Annotated in this window: 13 protein-coding genes; 9 read left to right on the top strand and 4 right to left on the bottom strand. The window is 70.0% G+C overall.

All coding sequences use genetic code 11. From position 1 onward, the window contains the following. The first annotated feature begins 19 nt into the window (after positions 1-19). The 9 genes from infB to IPJ17_13310 all read left to right on the top strand — a co-directional run bounded on the left by infB (position 20) and on the right by IPJ17_13310 (position 10,336). The gene (gene infB, locus IPJ17_13350) at positions 20-3,064 is read left to right on the top strand and encodes a translation initiation factor IF-2 (protein ID QQR72490.1); all 3,045 of its coding nucleotides are present in this window, start codon (positions 20-22) and stop codon (positions 3,062-3,064) included. 61 nt (positions 3,065-3,125) lie between these two features. Continuing rightward, a complete protein-coding gene (locus tag IPJ17_13345; protein ID QQR72489.1) occupies positions 3,126-3,419 on the top strand; it encodes a DUF503 domain-containing protein in 294 nt (97 codons plus the stop codon). Next, on the top strand, positions 3,416-3,772 hold the full coding sequence (rbfA, locus tag IPJ17_13340; protein QQR72488.1) for a 30S ribosome-binding factor RbfA: 357 nt from the start codon (positions 3,416-3,418) through the stop codon (positions 3,770-3,772). Before IPJ17_13345 ends, rbfA begins: the two co-directional genes overlap by 4 nt. Continuing rightward, positions 3,759-4,742 (top strand): bifunctional oligoribonuclease/PAP phosphatase NrnA, encoded by a 984-nt coding sequence (locus IPJ17_13335; protein QQR72487.1) that lies wholly within the window; start codon positions 3,759-3,761, stop codon positions 4,740-4,742. Before rbfA ends, IPJ17_13335 begins: the two co-directional genes overlap by 14 nt. Next, entirely contained in the window at positions 4,735-5,676 is a 942-nt protein-coding gene (gene truB / locus IPJ17_13330; protein QQR72486.1) for a tRNA pseudouridine(55) synthase TruB, read from the top strand. The genes IPJ17_13335 and truB overlap by 8 nt, the downstream gene beginning before the upstream one ends. 23 nt (positions 5,677-5,699) lie before the next feature. Further along, positions 5,700-5,969 carry a 30S ribosomal protein S15 gene (rpsO, locus tag IPJ17_13325; protein ID QQR72485.1) on the top strand — a complete coding sequence of 90 codons (270 nt, stop codon included), beginning with the start codon at positions 5,700-5,702 and terminating at the stop codon, positions 5,967-5,969. Between the two features lie 113 nt (positions 5,970-6,082). Further along, the gene (gene pnp, locus IPJ17_13320) at positions 6,083-8,344 is read left to right on the top strand and encodes a polyribonucleotide nucleotidyltransferase (GenBank protein QQR72484.1); all 2,262 of its coding nucleotides are present in this window, start codon (positions 6,083-6,085) and stop codon (positions 8,342-8,344) included. 119 nt (positions 8,345-8,463) lie between these two features. Next, complete coding sequence (locus tag IPJ17_13315) at positions 8,464-9,570, top strand: response regulator (GenBank protein ID QQR72483.1); 1,107 nt, start codon at positions 8,464-8,466, stop codon at positions 9,568-9,570. Positions 9,571-9,580: 10 nt separating this feature from the next. Continuing rightward, positions 9,581-10,336, top strand: coding sequence for a Nif3-like dinuclear metal center hexameric protein (locus IPJ17_13310; GenBank protein QQR76170.1), 756 nt, complete (start codon positions 9,581-9,583; stop codon positions 10,334-10,336). Between the two features lie 15 nt (positions 10,337-10,351). Here IPJ17_13310 and IPJ17_13305 read toward each other — a convergent pair whose 3' ends face one another. Genes IPJ17_13305 through radC form a run of 4 tightly spaced genes read right to left on the bottom strand, consistent with a single transcriptional unit; the run spans position 10,352 to position 14,778 of the window. Beyond that, the gene (locus IPJ17_13305) at positions 10,352-11,137 is read right to left on the bottom strand and encodes a TatD family hydrolase (protein ID QQR72482.1); all 786 of its coding nucleotides are present in this window, start codon (positions 11,135-11,137) and stop codon (positions 10,352-10,354) included. Next, positions 11,134-13,134, bottom strand: a complete 2,001-nt coding sequence (gene metG / locus IPJ17_13300) for a methionine--tRNA ligase (GenBank protein ID QQR72481.1) — start codon at positions 13,132-13,134, stop codon at positions 11,134-11,136. The genes IPJ17_13305 and metG overlap by 4 nt, the downstream gene beginning before the upstream one ends. Before the next feature lie 39 nt (positions 13,135-13,173). Beyond that, positions 13,174-14,070 (bottom strand): Hsp33 family molecular chaperone HslO, encoded by an 897-nt coding sequence (locus IPJ17_13295; GenBank protein ID QQR72480.1) that lies wholly within the window; start codon positions 14,068-14,070, stop codon positions 13,174-13,176. A gap of 12 nt (positions 14,071-14,082) precedes the next feature. Then, positions 14,083-14,778, bottom strand: coding sequence for a DNA repair protein RadC (radC, locus tag IPJ17_13290; GenBank protein ID QQR72479.1), 696 nt, complete (start codon positions 14,776-14,778; stop codon positions 14,083-14,085). Positions 14,779-14,894: the final 116 nt, after the last annotated feature.

Raw genomic sequence — 14,894 nt, 5'->3', positions numbered from 1 at the left:
CAAGAGGTAGAGACGGAATATGGCAAAGATTCGGGTCCACGACCTCGCCAAGAGCATGCGGATCCCCGCGCAGGATCTGATCTTCAAGCTGCGCTCCATCGGTGTCCGGGTCGAGGGCGACGACGCCGCGATCGACACCGAGGTGATCCAGGCGATCCTGCTCGGCAAGAAGCTCCCCTCGCCGCGCGAGGTCATCATGGACGACAGTCCGGGGGCCCCCGCCGCTCCCGGAGCTCCGGCACCGGCACCCGCGCCGGCACCCGCGGCACCGGCACGCCGTCCGCCGGTCAACCCGCTGCGTCCAGCGCGCCCGCGAACGATCATCCAGAGAGCAGACGGTGCGATCAAGACGCTGCCACCGTCGGAACGGGCACCGGGAGCCGGATACCCTGGGGAGCTCGTCGCCGGGCTCGACGGAGAGACCGAGCTCGCGCCGAGCGAAATCCTCGTCGCGCCACCCGAGATGCCTGTCGAGCCGGAGGCGCCGGTCGAAGCCCCGGTCGAGGCTCCGCCGGAGGTCACGGCCGCACCCATCCCGGCCCCCACGCCGGTTACGCCGCGACCGATCGCGCCGCCGACGCCGATGCCGACCGCACCGCCGCCGATCGTGCCGCGGACCCCCGATCGCCCCCCGATCACCCATCCCGCGGCCATCCGCCCGGGGATGCGTCCGGTCGGCCCCGGAGACCGCGGGACCGGCGCCTACCGTCCGGCCGGTGCCGGCGACCGACGCCCGCCCCTTCCCGGTGCACCTCGCCCGGGGGGGCCGCCGCGTCCCGGCGCTCCAGCACGCCCGTACACCGGCCCGGGCGCACGCCCGGGAGCCCCGAGTCGACCCGGCTACGGCGCCGGTCCGGCACGTCCCGGTAGTGGACCGGGTGGACCGGGTCGCGGTCCCGGCGGGCCAGGTGGCTATGGCCGCCCCCGTCCGATCGTCACGCCGGGCAGTCGCCCGCCGTCGCTCCCCTCGCTTCGTCCGGGTAGCCCGGGACGGGGCGCCGGTCCCGGGAGCGCTCCGCCGACGGGTCGCGAAGAGACGCGTCGTCCCGCTCCCGCCAGCCCGGGAAGCGACGCCGCCGATCGTCTGAAGAAGCTCAAGCGCGGCATCAAGAGGCCGACCGGGCCGCAGGTCAAGGACGAGGATCTCCGGACGTTCAAGGGGACGCTGCAGAACATCGAGGACGTGATCGACGAGTCCGTCGTTCCGACCGGTGGGGTCAGCGCCCGACGGCGGCGGCGCGCCGAAGGCCGCGAGGACGGCGGCGTCGAAAGCGCGCGCACCGCGATCTCGGCGAACACCCAGCCCGACGACGGCCCGCTGGTCATCTCCGAAGGCATGACCCTGCGCGACTTCTCCGAGCGCATCGGCGCCAAGGCCAAGGACCTGATCCGGCTGCTCTTCGATCGCGGCATCCTCGCCAACATCAACTTCGTCATCGAGCCCGAGCTCGGCGTCAAGCTCGCCGGCGAGTTGGGGCTCGAAGCCAAGGTGATGACCTTCGAGGAAGAGATCCAGCACCGCCAGGAGGCCAAGATCAAGACCGAAGGCAAGTCGTCGCGCGCCCCCGTGGTCACCATCATGGGACACGTCGACCACGGCAAGACCTCGCTGCTCGACGCCATTCGCTCCTCCAAGGTGGTCGAGTCCGAGTTCGGCGGCATCACGCAGCACATCGGCGCCTACCAGGTCGAGGCGCAGGGCCGCAAGATCGTCTTCCTCGACACGCCCGGCCACGAGGCCTTCACCATGATGCGGGCCCGCGGAGCCCGCGCCACCGACATCGTCGTGCTGGTGGTCGCCGCCGACGACGGCGTCATGCCGCAGACGCTCGAGGCGATCAATCACGCCCGCGCCGCCGGCGTGCCGATCGTCGTCGCGGTCAACAAGATCGACAAGCCGAACGCCAACCCGGAGAAGGTCCTGCGGCAGCTCTCCGAACAGGGGCTGATGTCCGAGGAGTGGGGCGGGCAGACGGTCACGGTCAAGATGTCGGCCAAGCTGCGCCAGGGGATCGACACGCTCCTCGAGATGATCCTCCTCACCGCCGACCTGCTCGAGCTCAAGGCCGACCCCGAGTTGCCGGCGCAGGGGCTCATCGTCGAAGCGCGCAAGGAGGCCGGGCGCGGCATCGTCGCCACGGTCCTGGTACAGAACGGTACGCTGCGGGTGGGCGACGTCTTCGTCAGCGGCGCGACCTGGGGCCGCGTGCGCGCGATGAGCGACGACGTCGGTCGCAAGATCGCCGCCGCCGAGCCGGCGACGCCGGTGGAAGTCGCCGGATTCGGCGAGATGCCGACCGCCGGCGACCCGTTCCAGGTCGTCGCCGAGGAGGCCAAGGCACGCCAGATCGTCGAGTACCGCCAGCTCGAGCAGCGCAAGCGCGAGCTCGCACCGGCGCAGGGCCGGATGTCGCTCGAGCAGCTCTTCCGCGAGATTCGCGAGGGCGAGGTCAAGGAGCTGCCGGTGGTCCTCAAGGCCGACGTCGGCGGCTCGCTCGAAGTGCTGCGCGACAGCGTCGGCAAGCTTGCCACCGACAAGGTCAAGGTCAACGTGCTGCACAGCGGGGTCGGCGCCATTTCGACCAACGACGTGCTGCTCGCTTCGGCCTCGAAGGCGATCATCGTCGGCTTCAACGTGCGACCGGAGCGCATCGCCAGCGATCTGGCCGAGAAGGAGCAGGTCGACATCCGCCTGCACACGGTCATCTACGAGCTGCTCGACGAGCTGCGCAAGGGCATGACCGGCCTGCTCGATCCGACGTTCCGTGAAGTCTCCAAGGGGCGCGCCGAAGTGCGCGACATCTTCCGCGTCCCGAAGGTCGGAACGATCGCCGGTTGCCACGTCGTCGAGGGCTCGATCCCGCGCAGCGCGACGGTTCGCCTGGTGCGCGACGGGCGCGTCGTGCACGAGGGCAAGATCGCTTCGCTCAAGCGCTTCAAGGACGACGCCTCCGAGGTGCGCGCCGGCTTCGACTGCGGCATCGGCCTCGATCGCTTCCAGGACCTCAAGCCGGGGGACATCATCGAGGCGTACGCCAAGGAGGAGGTCGCCGCGACGCTGTGAGGCCGGAGAGCAGGCTCTTCGGCCCGCCTCTGTCGTCGCCCGCGGCACGGAGCGTCCCGCCGTGTTCGTCGCCATCGTCTGCTGCGAGCTCCATCTCCCCTACTCCGGCAGTCTGAAGCACAAGCGGCGGGTGGTGCGCTCGCTCGTCGAGCGGCTGCACCAGCGCTACCGGATCTCGGTCGCCGAGACCGGCAGCCACGACCTGCTGCAGCGCGCCGAGCTCGGACTGGCCGCCGTGGCCGGTGACGAACGCGAGTTACGCCGCCTGATGGACGAGTTGCGGCGGCTGATCGACGACGAAGAGGAAGCCGTGCTCCTCGGCTGGGAGCCGGAGTTCCTGGAGGGAAACGCATGAGCCGACGCACTGAACGCATCGACGATCTGCTGCGCGCCGAGCTCTCGGACCTGATCCGGCGCGAGGTCCGGGACCCGCGCGTCCACCTCGTCACGGTGACGCGGGTCGAGATCACCCGCGACCTGAGGCATGCCCGCGTTTCGGTGTCGGCGCTCGGCAGCGAAGAGCAGCGCGCCGCCGCCGTCGAGGCTCTCGAAGGCGCCCGCGGCATGCTGCGGAGCCGGCTCGCCCCGCGCCTCAAGCTGCGCGTCGTTCCCGAATTGCACTTCCAGCTCGACCGTGGCGCCGAGTACAGCCAGCAGATCAGCAAACTGCTCGAGGAGATCCACGATGGCGGCGATGACCACTCCTGAGACCCTGCTGCAGCGCCTGCGCAAGGGGCGCCGCTTCCTGCTGACCAGCCACTCGAGCCCTGACGGCGACGCGATCGGATCGGAGCTGGCGCTGGCGCGCGTGCTGCGCAGCCTCGGCAAGAGTGCCTGGATCTGGAATCGCGACGCGGTCCCGCCGCTCTACCGCCACCTGCCGGGCGCCGAGCGGATCCACGTCGGCGAGCAGGCACCGAACGGTTTTCCCGACGACTTCGATGCCGTCGTCGTCCTCGAGTGCCCCGACCTCGGCCGAACCGGATTCGCGGCTGACGCCCTGGCCGGCCTGCCACTGCTCAACATCGACCATCATCTCGGCAATCAGCTCTACGGGCAGGTCAACTGGGTCGACAGCGCGGCGCCGGCGGTCGGCGAGATGGTCCATCGTCTGGCGGTCGACCTCAAGACGACGATCGACGCCGACACCGCCACGCTGCTCCTGCTGACGGTGGCGAGCGATACCGGCGGATTCCGCTTCAGCAACGCGAACGTCGTCGCTTTCGAGGCGGCCGCTGCGCTGGTGCGACTCGGCGCATCTCCGGAGCGCGTTTCGCTCTGGCTCTACGAGAGTCAGCCTCTCCCCGCCGTCCGGCTGCTCGGCGAGATGCTCGGCACCCTCGGGATCCACGCCGGTGGACGGGTCGCCACGGTCGAGCTCACGCTCGAGATGTTCGCGCGCGCCGGCGCCGAACCCGGCGACTCCGAAGGGCTGATCGACCACGCGCGCTCGATCGCCGGGGTCGAGGCAGCGGCGCTGTTCAAGGAGCTCTCCGACGGCCGCCAGAAGGTGTCGCTGCGCAGCCGCGGCCCGGTCGACGTCGAGCGCATCGCTCGCGCCCACCAAGGCGGCGGCCATCGGAACGCCGCCGGCTGCGTGTTGAGCGGACCGGCGGGCGAAGCCCGGCAGACGATCGTCGAGGCCCTGTCGCGCGCCGTGGAGGGCGTCCATGCCTGACGGCTTGCTGCTCGTCGACAAGCAGCCGGGTTGCACCTCGCACGACGTCGTGCAGCAGGTCCGCCGGCTGCTGCGCCAGCGCCGGATCGGCCACTGCGGCACGCTCGATCCCGACGCCACCGGGTTGCTCCTTCTCACCCTCGGCCAGGCGACCCGGCTGACGCGCTTCCTCATCCGGGCCCCCAAGCAGTACGAGGGCACCTTCCGTCTCGGGGTGACCACCGACACCTACGACGCCGCCGGACGCGTCGTGCGCGAGCGCTCCGCCGACGGCGTGACGTTCGCCGACGTCGCGGCTGCGATGCGCCTGTTCGAAGGCGGCTATGCCCAGGTGCCGCCACCGTACTGCGCCAAGAAGATCGGCGGCGAGAAGTACTACGAGATCGCGCGACGTGGTGGCGAGACCCCCGAGGAGCCGAAGGAGGTCGCCATCTACGGCTTCGCCCCGGTGGGAGATCTGGCCGACGGCGAGCTCTCGTTCCTGCTCGATTGCGAATCCGGAACCTACGCCCGGAGCCTCGCCCACGACCTCGGCGAACGTCTCGGCACCGGCGCTCACCTGCGCCGTCTTCGCCGCACGCGCATCGGGCCGTTCCGGCTCACTGAAGCGCTCACCGTCGCCGCGCTCGGCGAGAAGGTGGCGGCCGGCGAATCGCTCAGTCCGGCCTGGCTGCCCTTCGACGAGATTCCCCTGCCGTTCGGCGAGGTGGTCGTCGACGCCCAGCAGGAGCGGCGGATTCTCCACGGCCAGACGGTCCTCACGCGCGACGTCGTGGGCGAGGAAGGCGACTGGGTCAAGCTCACCGACCGCCGCCATCACTTCCTCGCCATCGGCTCGGTCGTCGAGCGGATCGGCTCCGGCGGCGTCGCCGTTGTCCAGCCACGGATCGTATTCAACGAACCGACGGATGTGCTAAAGTCCCAAAGGATATAGAGATCGGATTGGAGGAACAGGTCTTGCCCCAGACCAGCGAGAAGAAGCAGGCCATCATCAACGACTATCGGCAGCACGAGAAGGACACCGGATCGCCCGAGGTCCAGGTCGCGCTGCTCACCAGTCGGATCACCGAGCTGACCGAGCATTTCAAGACGCACAAGAAGGACCATCACAGCCGCCGCGGTCTGCTCAAGCTCGTCGGCCAGCGGCGCCGCCTGCTCGACTACCTCAAGAAGAAGAGCTCCGAGCGCTATCGCACGACGATCGAGCGACTCGGCATCCGCAAGTAGCCGGAGATCGGTCCACAGAACCTCGCGAGGAGGCCCGGCGTGGCGCCACAGCGCCGCCGGGCCCTCTTGCATCAGCCCTCCGGCTGCGGCGGGCCCACAATCAAGGAAAACCCATGAAGCAGAGAAAAGAGATCGCCGTCGGCGGTGGCACACTGGTGGTCGAGTCCGGACACCTCGCCAAGCAAGCCAACGGCTCCTGCGTCGTCCGGCTCGGCGACACCGTCGTGCTGACGACCGCCTGCATGGCCGTCAGCGCGATGCCGCGTGACTTCCTGCCGCTCACCGTCGACTACCGCGAGTACACCTACGCGGCCGGTCGGATCCCCGGCGGCTTCTTCAAGCGCGAAGGTCGGCCCACCGAGAAGGAGACGATCACCTCGCGGCTGATCGACCGGCCGCTGCGGCCGCTCTTCCCGACGGGCTACACCAACGAAACGCAGGTCATCGCCCTCGTGCTCTCGGCCGACGGCGAGCACGATCCCGACATCCTGGCCATCAACGGGGCCTCGTTCGCGCTCGTGCTGTCGAACATCCCCTTCTATCACCCCGTCGGCGCGGTGCGCGTCGGGCTGATCGACGGCGAGGTGATCTTCAACCCGACCAACAGCCAGCGCGACGTCTCCGACCTCGACCTCGTGGTCGTCGGCACGGAAGAAGCGGTGGCGATGGTGGAGGCGGGCGCCAACCAGCTGTCGGAAGAGGTCCTGCTCGACTGCATCTTCAAGGGCCATCAGGAGATCCAGAAGATCATCCGGGCCCAGATCGAGATGTTCCACGAACGCGGGCTCGAGAAGCCGTCGTGGACCGCGCCGGCACCCTACCCGGCCGAGCTCTACCAGGAGATCCGCGGCGCGCTGCACGCGCGCTACAAGGCCGCGCTCAACACGAAGGGCAAGTTCGAGCGCAAGAAGGCGGTCACGGAAGTCCAGCAGAGCTACCTGGCGACCGTTCCGGAGGACCAGCCGGAGCGCAAGACCTTCGCCAAGCGCATCTTCGAGACGCTCGAAGAGGAGATCCTGCGCGAGGTCGTGCTCGACGAGCGGATCCGCTTCGACGGCCGCCGCCTCGACGAAGTCCGGCCGATCGCCATCGAGGTCGGTCTGCTGCCCCGCACCCACGGCTCGGCGCTCTTCACCCGCGGCGAGACGCAGGCGCTCGCCTCGATCACCCTCGGCACCAAGCGCGACGCCCAGGTGCTCGAGGAGTACGAGGGCGAGACGCTGCAGAAGTTCATGCTGCACTACAACTTCCCGCCCTTCTCGGTCGGCGAGGTGAAGTTCATGCGCTCGCCGGGGCGGCGCGAGATCGGCCACGGCGTGCTGGCGCGCCGCGCCCTTCTCCCGGTGCTGCCGCACGGCGAAGAGTTCCCCTACACGGTGCGGGTCGTCTCCGACATCCTCGAGTCGAACGGCTCGTCGTCGATGGCGACGGTCTGCGGCGGATCGCTCGCTCTCTTCGACGCGGCGGTGCCGATGCTCGCTCCGGTCGCCGGAGTGGCGATGGGCCTGATCAAGGAGGGCGATCGCTTCGCGGTGCTCACCGACATCGCCGGCCAGGAGGACCACTACGGCGACATGGACTTCAAGGTCGCCGGCACGCGGGACGGCATCACGGCACTGCAGATGGACATCAAGATCACCGGTGTCGACCGCGCGGTGATGCAGGAGGCCCTGGCGCAGGCCAAGCGTGGCCGCTTCCACATCCTCGAGCAGATGGAGCAGGTGATCGGCAAGCCGCGACCGGAGCTCTCCCAGTTCGCACCGCGGCTCCACACCCTCCAGATCCCCAAGGAGAAGATCCGCGACGTCATCGGACCCGGTGGCAAGACCATCCGCTCGATCGTCGAGGAGACCGGCTGCGAGGTCGAGATCGAGAACGACGGCCGCGTGATCATCGCTTCGCCGGACGGCGAGGCGGCGCGCCGGGCCATCTCGATCATCGAGCGCCTCACCGAGACGGCGGAGATCGGCAAGGTCTACTCCGGCACGGTGCGGCGCGTCGAGGCCTACGGCTGCTTCGTCGAGATCCTCCCGGGAACCGACGGCCTGGTGCACGTCAGCGAGCTCGCGCCCTACCGCGTGCGCGAGGTCTCCGACATCGTCAAGGAAGGCGACGAGCTGCAGGTCAAGGTGATCGACATCGACGACACCGGCAGGATCCGTCTCTCCCGCAAGGCGGTGATCATGGAGGCGCCGGACTACGATCCGGCCAAGTACGAGGGGATGGGGATTCCGCCGGGCGAAGGCGGCGGCCACGACCGGGGCGACCGCGGCGATCGCGGCGACCGCGGCGGGCCGAGCCGGGGTGGACGGCGCGACGACCGCGGCGGCCGGCCGCCGCGCAGCGGCTCGCGTCCTCCCGGACGCGGACGCTGAGCCAGCGTTGATTTCGGCGCCGGCCGTCCCCTAGACTGCGGACGGCCGGCGTTTTTCATTTCTTCCAGCGAGGCGGGCGGCACACCGTCGTCCCATCCTCGAACCCCCGGCAACAGGCGATGCGCGAGCGCATTCTCATCATCGACGACGAGCCCAGCGTTCGCGAGCTGCTTGCCGCCCAGGTCAGCTTCCTCGGCTTCGAGGAGACCTCGGCCGGCGATGGCCGCGAGGGTTTCCGCCTCGCCTCCCTCGCGCCTCACCCCGAGCTCGTGCTCCTCGACCTCGAAATGCCCGGGCTGTCGGGCCTCGAGGTGCTGCGCTGGATCAAGGCCCTCGACGAGGACATCCAGGTCGTCGTCATCTCCGGCCTCCAGGACCTCGAGACCGTCCGGCTCTGCCTGCGCGACGGCGCCTACGACTACCTCGTCAAGCCCTTCGTCCTCGAGGATCTCGGCAATACCATCTCTCGCGCCCTCGAACGGGGGCGCCTGATCCGCCAGAACCGCGAGTATCGCGAGAACCTCGAGCGCATCGTTGCCGAGCGGACCCACGAGCTCAAACAGACGCGCGACATCGCGATCCTCACCCTCGCCAAGCTCGCCGAATCGCGTGACGACGCGACGGGGCAGCATCTCGAGCGGATGGCCGCCTACAGTCGCCGGCTTGCCGCCGAGGTCGCCCAGCGCGGCGCGCGGGTCGACAACGGGGCCGCCTTCGTCGAGCAGGTCGCCAAGTCGAGCCCGTTGCACGACATCGGCAAGGTCGGCATCCCCGACGCCATCCTGCGCAAGCGGGGCACCTTGACACCTGCCGAAACCGCGATCATGCGCACCCACACGACGATCGGGGGCGACACGCTCCATTCGGTGATCGAGAAGTTCAGCGGCCACACCTTCCTCACCATGGCCATGGAGATCGCCTACTTCCACCACGAGCGCTGGGACGGCTCCGGCTATCCGGCGGCCCTCTCGCGGGAGGACATCCCGCTGCCGGCACGCATCGTCGCCCTCGCCGACGCCTACGACGCGATCACCAGCGATCGCCCGTACAAGGGACCGCTGCCTCACGCCGAGGCGCTGCGGCGCATTCGCGCCGACCGCGGCGCGCACTTCGATCCGGAGATGGTCGACGCTTTCCTCGACTGCGAGCGCGATTTCGCCGCGATCGCCCTCGAGTTCCAGGTGAGCGCCGAGCCGACCGTCGCCGCGGAGGTCGCCGATGCCTGAAGCGGCAGGCATGACGCGAGACGCGCTCGTCTCCTATCTCGACGAATATCTCGACCCGACCCGCGATCCCGACTACGGCCCCAACGGGTTGCAGGTTCAAGGTCGCGATCGGGTGCAGCGCCTCGTCCTGGGCGTCTCGGCCTGCGAAGAGCTCTTCCGGCGCGCAGCCGACTGGGGCGCCGATGCGATCCTGGTGCACCACGGGCTCTTCTGGGAAGGCATGCCGCGCGTCGTCACCGGGCCAATGAAGCGGCGCCTTTCCGTCCTCTTGCGCGCCGACATCAACCTCCTCGCCTACCACCTGCCCCTCGATCGCCACCCCGAGGTCGGCAACAACGCCGTGGCGGCTCGCGCGCTCGGCCTTGGCGATCTCGCGCCGTTCGGGCTCTACAAGGGCAAGCCCGTGGGCTTCCGTGGGCGATTCCCCACCTCGGTCTCCGCGACCGAGCTGGTGGCTCGCTGTCGCGGCCTCTTCGGGCGCGAGCCCCTCGCCTTCCTGCACGGTCCCGACCCGCTGACCACCGTCGGCATCATCAGCGGCGGTGCCCAGGGAGAGGTCCACCAGGCGATCGGCGCCGGCCTCGACGCCTACATCACTGGCGAAGTGAGCGAGTGGGTGATGAATCTGGTGCGCGAGAGCGGGCTGCACTACCTTGCCGTCGGCCACTACGCCGGCGAGAAGGTCGGCGTCCTGGCGCTCGGCCAACACCTGGCGGGGCGCTTCGGGATCGACGTCGAGTTCGTCGACGTGCCGAACCCGGTCTGATCCGGCAGCGAGCTTCTACCCGGCAGCCCGGTCGAAGAGCCGGAAGAAATTCCCCGTCGTCTCGGCCGCGGCCCGGTCGGCGGTCAGCCCACGCTCCGCCGCCACACGCTCCAGCACGTCGACGACCCAGGCAGGGCGGTTCGGCTTGCCGCGATGAGGCACTGGCGCGAGATAGGGCGTGTCGGTTTCGACCAGGATCCGATCGAGCGGCGTCTCGGCCAGCAGGGCGCGGATGTTGTCGGCCCGTGCAAAGGTGACCATGCCGGAGAATCCGAACGAAAAGCCGCGCTGGCGCAGCTCGGCAGCCATCGACGGGGCGCCGGCGAAGGAGTGGAAGTCGCCCCGCAGGGCAGCGAACTCCGGCTCGCGAACCAGCGCCAGCATCGCTTCGTCGCTCTCCCGATTGTGCACGACGACAGGAAGATCGAGATCGATGGCGATCCGCCACTGCGCCCGCAGGACCTCCGCCTGCACCTCGCGCGGGGCATGGTCGTAGAAGAAGTCGAGCCCGCACTCCCCCACCGCCACCGCCTTCGGGTGAGCCAGCAGGTCGGCGAGCCGTCGCTCGTCGCCCGAGGACCAGCTCGACGCATCGTGCGGATGCACGCCGAGGGCACACCAGACGTCGTCGTGTCGCTCGGCGAAGGCGACGAGCGACGCCCCTTCGTCGAGCCGCACCGCCGGAACGAGAAAGCCGCGGACACCGCGCTCGCGGGCCGTGTCGAGCGCCCGCTCGCGCTCGTCGGGCTCGAGATGCTGGAGGTGGCAGTGCGAATCGACGATCCGCGGGCGGTCGCTCACTTCACCCGCGTTCCGTTGGGCACCGGCGAGGCCGGGTGAAGCAGGCACGGAGCCCCATCGACCGACGCGGCAAGCACCATCCCCTGGGACGGCACGCCCATGAGCTTCGCCGGCTTGAGATTGGACACCACCACCACCTGGCGGCCGAGCAACTGCTCGGGGGCGTACTCCTTGCCGATGCCGGCGACGACGGTACGCGTCTCGGTACCGATGTCGACCGAGAGCTTGAGGAGCTTCTCCGACTTCGGCACCCGTTCGGCGGCGAGGACGGTGGCGATCCGCAGGTCGACCGCGGCGAACTGTTCGATGTCGATGATCGCCGGCGCACCACCGGCGGTAACGGGCGCTACAGCGGGCGGGGCAGCGGCAGGGATCGCCGGCGGCGGCACGGCTGCGGCAGCGGGTTTCGGCTCGTCCACTCTCTTCTCCTTCTCCTGGCCCCTGCCCTGCTCGGCGAGGAAGGCCTTCTTGTCGATGCGCGGGAAGAGCGGCTCGGCCGGCGGCAGCTCGGCGCCGAGCGGCGTGCCGCCCCAGTCGAGCGCGTCGAGCGTCGTCGGCGGTTCGGCTACGCCGACCGTGGCGAGCACGCGGGCCGCGGTCACCGGCATCATCGGCAACAGGCCGGTCGCGACGATGCGCACCGCCTCGAGCCCGTTCCATAGAACCCGAGCGAGGCGATCGCTCGCCCCCTCGCTCTTGATGAGCTTCCACGGTTCGCGCGTCACCAGGTACTGATTCGCTTCGGCGAGCAGGCGCCAGAGGGCCTGGATGGCACGCTGGAAGGCCAGCTCGTCCATCGCCGCGCGGTATTCGGCCACCGCTTCGCGGGCGACCGCGATCAGCGGATTGTCGTCGCAGGCGAGCGGCGGCGTGCGACCGTCGAAGGCCTGCCGTGCGAGCGTCACGACGCGACTCGCCGTGTTGCCGAGGTCGTTGGCGAGGTCGCTGTTGTAGCGATCGACGAAGGCCTCGTCCGAGAAGTTGGCGTCCTGGCCGAAGACCATCTCGCGAAGGAGGAAGAACCGCAGCGCATCCGGGCCGAAGCGGGCCGTCAGCTCGTCGGGGCGCACGACGTTGCCGACCGACTTCGACATCTTCTTCTGGTCGCGCAGCCACCAGCCGTGCGCCCAGATCGTCGTCGGCAGCGGCAGGCCCGCCGACATCAGGAACGCCGGCCAGTAGATGCAATGGTGGCGGATGATGTCCTTGCCGACCAGATGGAGTCGCGTCGCGCCCTGCTCCCAGTACCGCGTGTAGGCGTCGCCGCCCGCTTCGCCGGCGCCGAAACCGAGCGCCGAAAGGTAGTTGGTCAGCGCGTCCAGCCAGACGTAGACGGTGTGCCCGGGGTGCTCGGGAAACGGCAGCCCCCACGAGACGCCGGAGCGCGACACCGACAGGTCTCTCAGCCCCGACTCGACGAAGGCCCGGACCTCGTTGCGCCGGCTCTCCGGCTGCACGGCCTCGGGGTGCGCGGCAAGCCAGTCGAGCAGCGGCTGCTGGTACTTCGACAGGCGAAAGAAGACGTTCTCCTCGGTCTGCCACTCGGTCGGCCGCTCGTGGGTCGGGCAGCGGCGCTCGGAGAGCAGCTCCTTCTCCGTGTAGAACGTTTCGCAGGAGGAGCAGTACCAGCCCTCGTGCTTGGCGACGTAGAGATCACCCGCCGCGGCGATGCGGCGGATGATCTCCTCGACGCCCTGGCGATGGCGCGGCTCGGTGGTGCGGATGAAGTCGGAGTGGGAGATGCCGAAGGTCCGCCAGAGCGCGTGATAGCGCTCGACCACGCGATCGGCGAGCGCGATCGGCGCGACGCCCTCCCGCGCCGCGGCCCGCTCGATGTTCTGGCCGTGCTCGTCGGTTCCGGTGAGGAATCGCACGTCATCGCCGGCCATCCGGCGGTAGCGGGCGACGGTATCGGCGACGACCGTGGTGAAGATGTGCCCGATGTGGGGCAGATCGTTGACGTAGTAGATCGGTGTCGTGACGTAGAAAGTACGCATGGCGGCCTCGCGACCGTCGAGTCTAGCAGGGGCCGGTGCTCAGGAGGGCGCGAGCTCGGTCGTCGAGAAGACGTAGCGGGCGGCGCAGTAGGCGCACTCGGCCACCAGCCGGCCCTGCTCGTCGGCGAGCGAGGCCCGGTCGTCCTCCGGCAACGTGGCGAGCCGCTGGCGCAACTCGTCGCGACGGCAGCGACAGCGGAAGCGCAGCTCCTGCTCACCGAGGATCTCGCGGTCGAGCCCGGCGAGCACGGCCTCGACGAGTCCGGCGACACCGGACCTTTCGAGCAGCGGGCTCACGCCGCCGAGGGCGGCGATGTTGCGCTCGAGAGCGGCGACGTGCTCCTCGCGCGCCGCCGGCATCAGCTCGACGATCATCCCGCCGGCGGCGGCGACCCCTTCGCTGCGCGCCAGCACTCCCAGCATCACCGCCGACGAGGTCTGCTCACTCTGCTCGAGGTAATGGGCGAGGTCGAGACCGATCTCCCCGGTGGCCAGCTCGACCTGGCTCTCGTGGGCACCGCGCGGGCCCTCTCGGCGAACGCGCAGCAGCCCCTTGCCCACCGCCGCGGCGATCGACAGCCGCTCGCCGTCCGCGGACTCGACGCGTGGCTCGCCGACCAGGCCACGCAGATTGCCGGAGGCGTCGATCTCGGCGGTCACCTTGCCGAGCGGTCCGTCGCCACGCACGTCGACGACCATTCGCTCCCAGGCCTTGGTCGAAAGGAACATCAGCAGAGCCGCTCCGCTCATCGTGCGCCCGAGTGCCGAGGCGGCGATCGGCGACAGGTCGTGGCGGCGGCGTGCTTCCTCCACGACGCCGCCGAGATCGGCCACGGCCCAGCGCACATCGCCGAGGCCGGCCAGTCCGTGAACCAGCCGATCGCGCGTCGACCGGCTGAACGGCGGGCCTGAGGTGCCTGGCTCGAGTCGCCCCATGGGGCGGCAAAGCTACCATGCCCCGCGCTCGCGCAGCGACGTCCAGCGACCGACCGAGCCCACCACCAGATGGTCGATCAGACGCACGCCGACCGCCTCTCCGGCCTCGGCCATCCGCCGGGTGAAGGCCAGGTCTTCCGCACTCGGCGACGGATCGCCGCTCGGATGAGTGTGGAAGAGGATCAACCCACCGGCACCGAGCAGCAGCCCTTCGCGCAGCAGGGCACGGGGCTCGACGGCGGCTCGGGAGAGCGTGCCGCGAAAGAGCTCGCGATCGGCGAGCAGGCGGTGGCGACTGTCGAGAAAGAGGGCCCCCATCACCTCCTGGTCGCGGACCGCGTAGCGCAGGGAGAGATAGCCCGCGACCGCGGCGGGATGGGCGAGCGGCGGGCGCTCGGCCACTTCGGCTCGAGCGAGCCGCCGCGCCAGCTCGACCGCGGCGAGCACGCTCGCCGCCTTCGCCTCGCCCAGACCCCGCCGGCGCAGCGAGGCGGCGCTCGCGGTGGCTAGTCCCGCGAGGCCCCCTCCGGAGGCGAGGAGCGCCCGCGCCACCTCCAACGCCGACGCTCCCGGGTGGCCGGTGCGCAACAGGACGGCGACGAGCTCGGCGTCACCGAGCGCGGCCGGCCCCTGGGCGACGAGACGCTCTCGCGGCCTCTCGTCCGCGGGGAGCTCGGCGATGGTGCGGGCCCGTTCGACGGCGTGCATTCCTGTCTCCTCCCTCGCTTCATCGGTTCTCGTTCCCGGTGCCGGTCGCTCGGCACCCGGCTTCCCACTTCCCCGATCTCCCAAGACGGAATCCCCGGCGCGGAACTGACGCGAGA

The sequence above is a fragment of the Holophagales bacterium genome, assembly GCA_016699405.1.
Lineage (GTDB): Bacteria > Acidobacteriota > Thermoanaerobaculia > Multivoradales > JAGPDF01 > JAAYLR01.
Note: the sequence above shows the minus strand (reverse complement) of the source record. Positions and strands in the feature narration are given on the sequence as shown.

What these genes read in the sequence shown, in the direction of transcription:
- infB (QQR72490.1), top strand. Translation starts at nt 20, where the DNA reads ATGGCAAAGATTCGGGTCCACGACCTCGCCAAGAGCATGCGGATCCCC.
- rbfA (QQR72488.1), top strand. Translation starts at nt 3,416, where the DNA reads ATGAGCCGACGCACTGAACGCATCGACGATCTGCTGCGCGCCGAGCTC.
- IPJ17_13335 (QQR72487.1), top strand. Translation starts at nt 3,759, where the DNA reads ATGACCACTCCTGAGACCCTGCTGCAGCGCCTGCGCAAGGGGCGCCGC.
- truB (QQR72486.1), top strand. Translation starts at nt 4,735, where the DNA reads ATGCCTGACGGCTTGCTGCTCGTCGACAAGCAGCCGGGTTGCACCTCG.
- pnp (QQR72484.1), top strand. Translation starts at nt 6,083, where the DNA reads ATGAAGCAGAGAAAAGAGATCGCCGTCGGCGGTGGCACACTGGTGGTC.
- IPJ17_13315 (QQR72483.1), top strand. Translation starts at nt 8,464, where the DNA reads ATGCGCGAGCGCATTCTCATCATCGACGACGAGCCCAGCGTTCGCGAG.
- IPJ17_13310 (QQR76170.1), top strand. Translation starts at nt 9,581, where the DNA reads ATGACGCGAGACGCGCTCGTCTCCTATCTCGACGAATATCTCGACCCG.
- metG (QQR72481.1), bottom strand. Translation starts at nt 13,134, where the DNA reads ATGCGTACTTTCTACGTCACGACACCGATCTACTACGTCAACGATCTG.
- IPJ17_13295 (QQR72480.1), bottom strand. Translation starts at nt 14,070, where the DNA reads ATGGGGCGACTCGAGCCAGGCACCTCAGGCCCGCCGTTCAGCCGGTCG.
- radC (QQR72479.1), bottom strand. Translation starts at nt 14,778, where the DNA reads ATGCACGCCGTCGAACGGGCCCGCACCATCGCCGAGCTCCCCGCGGAC.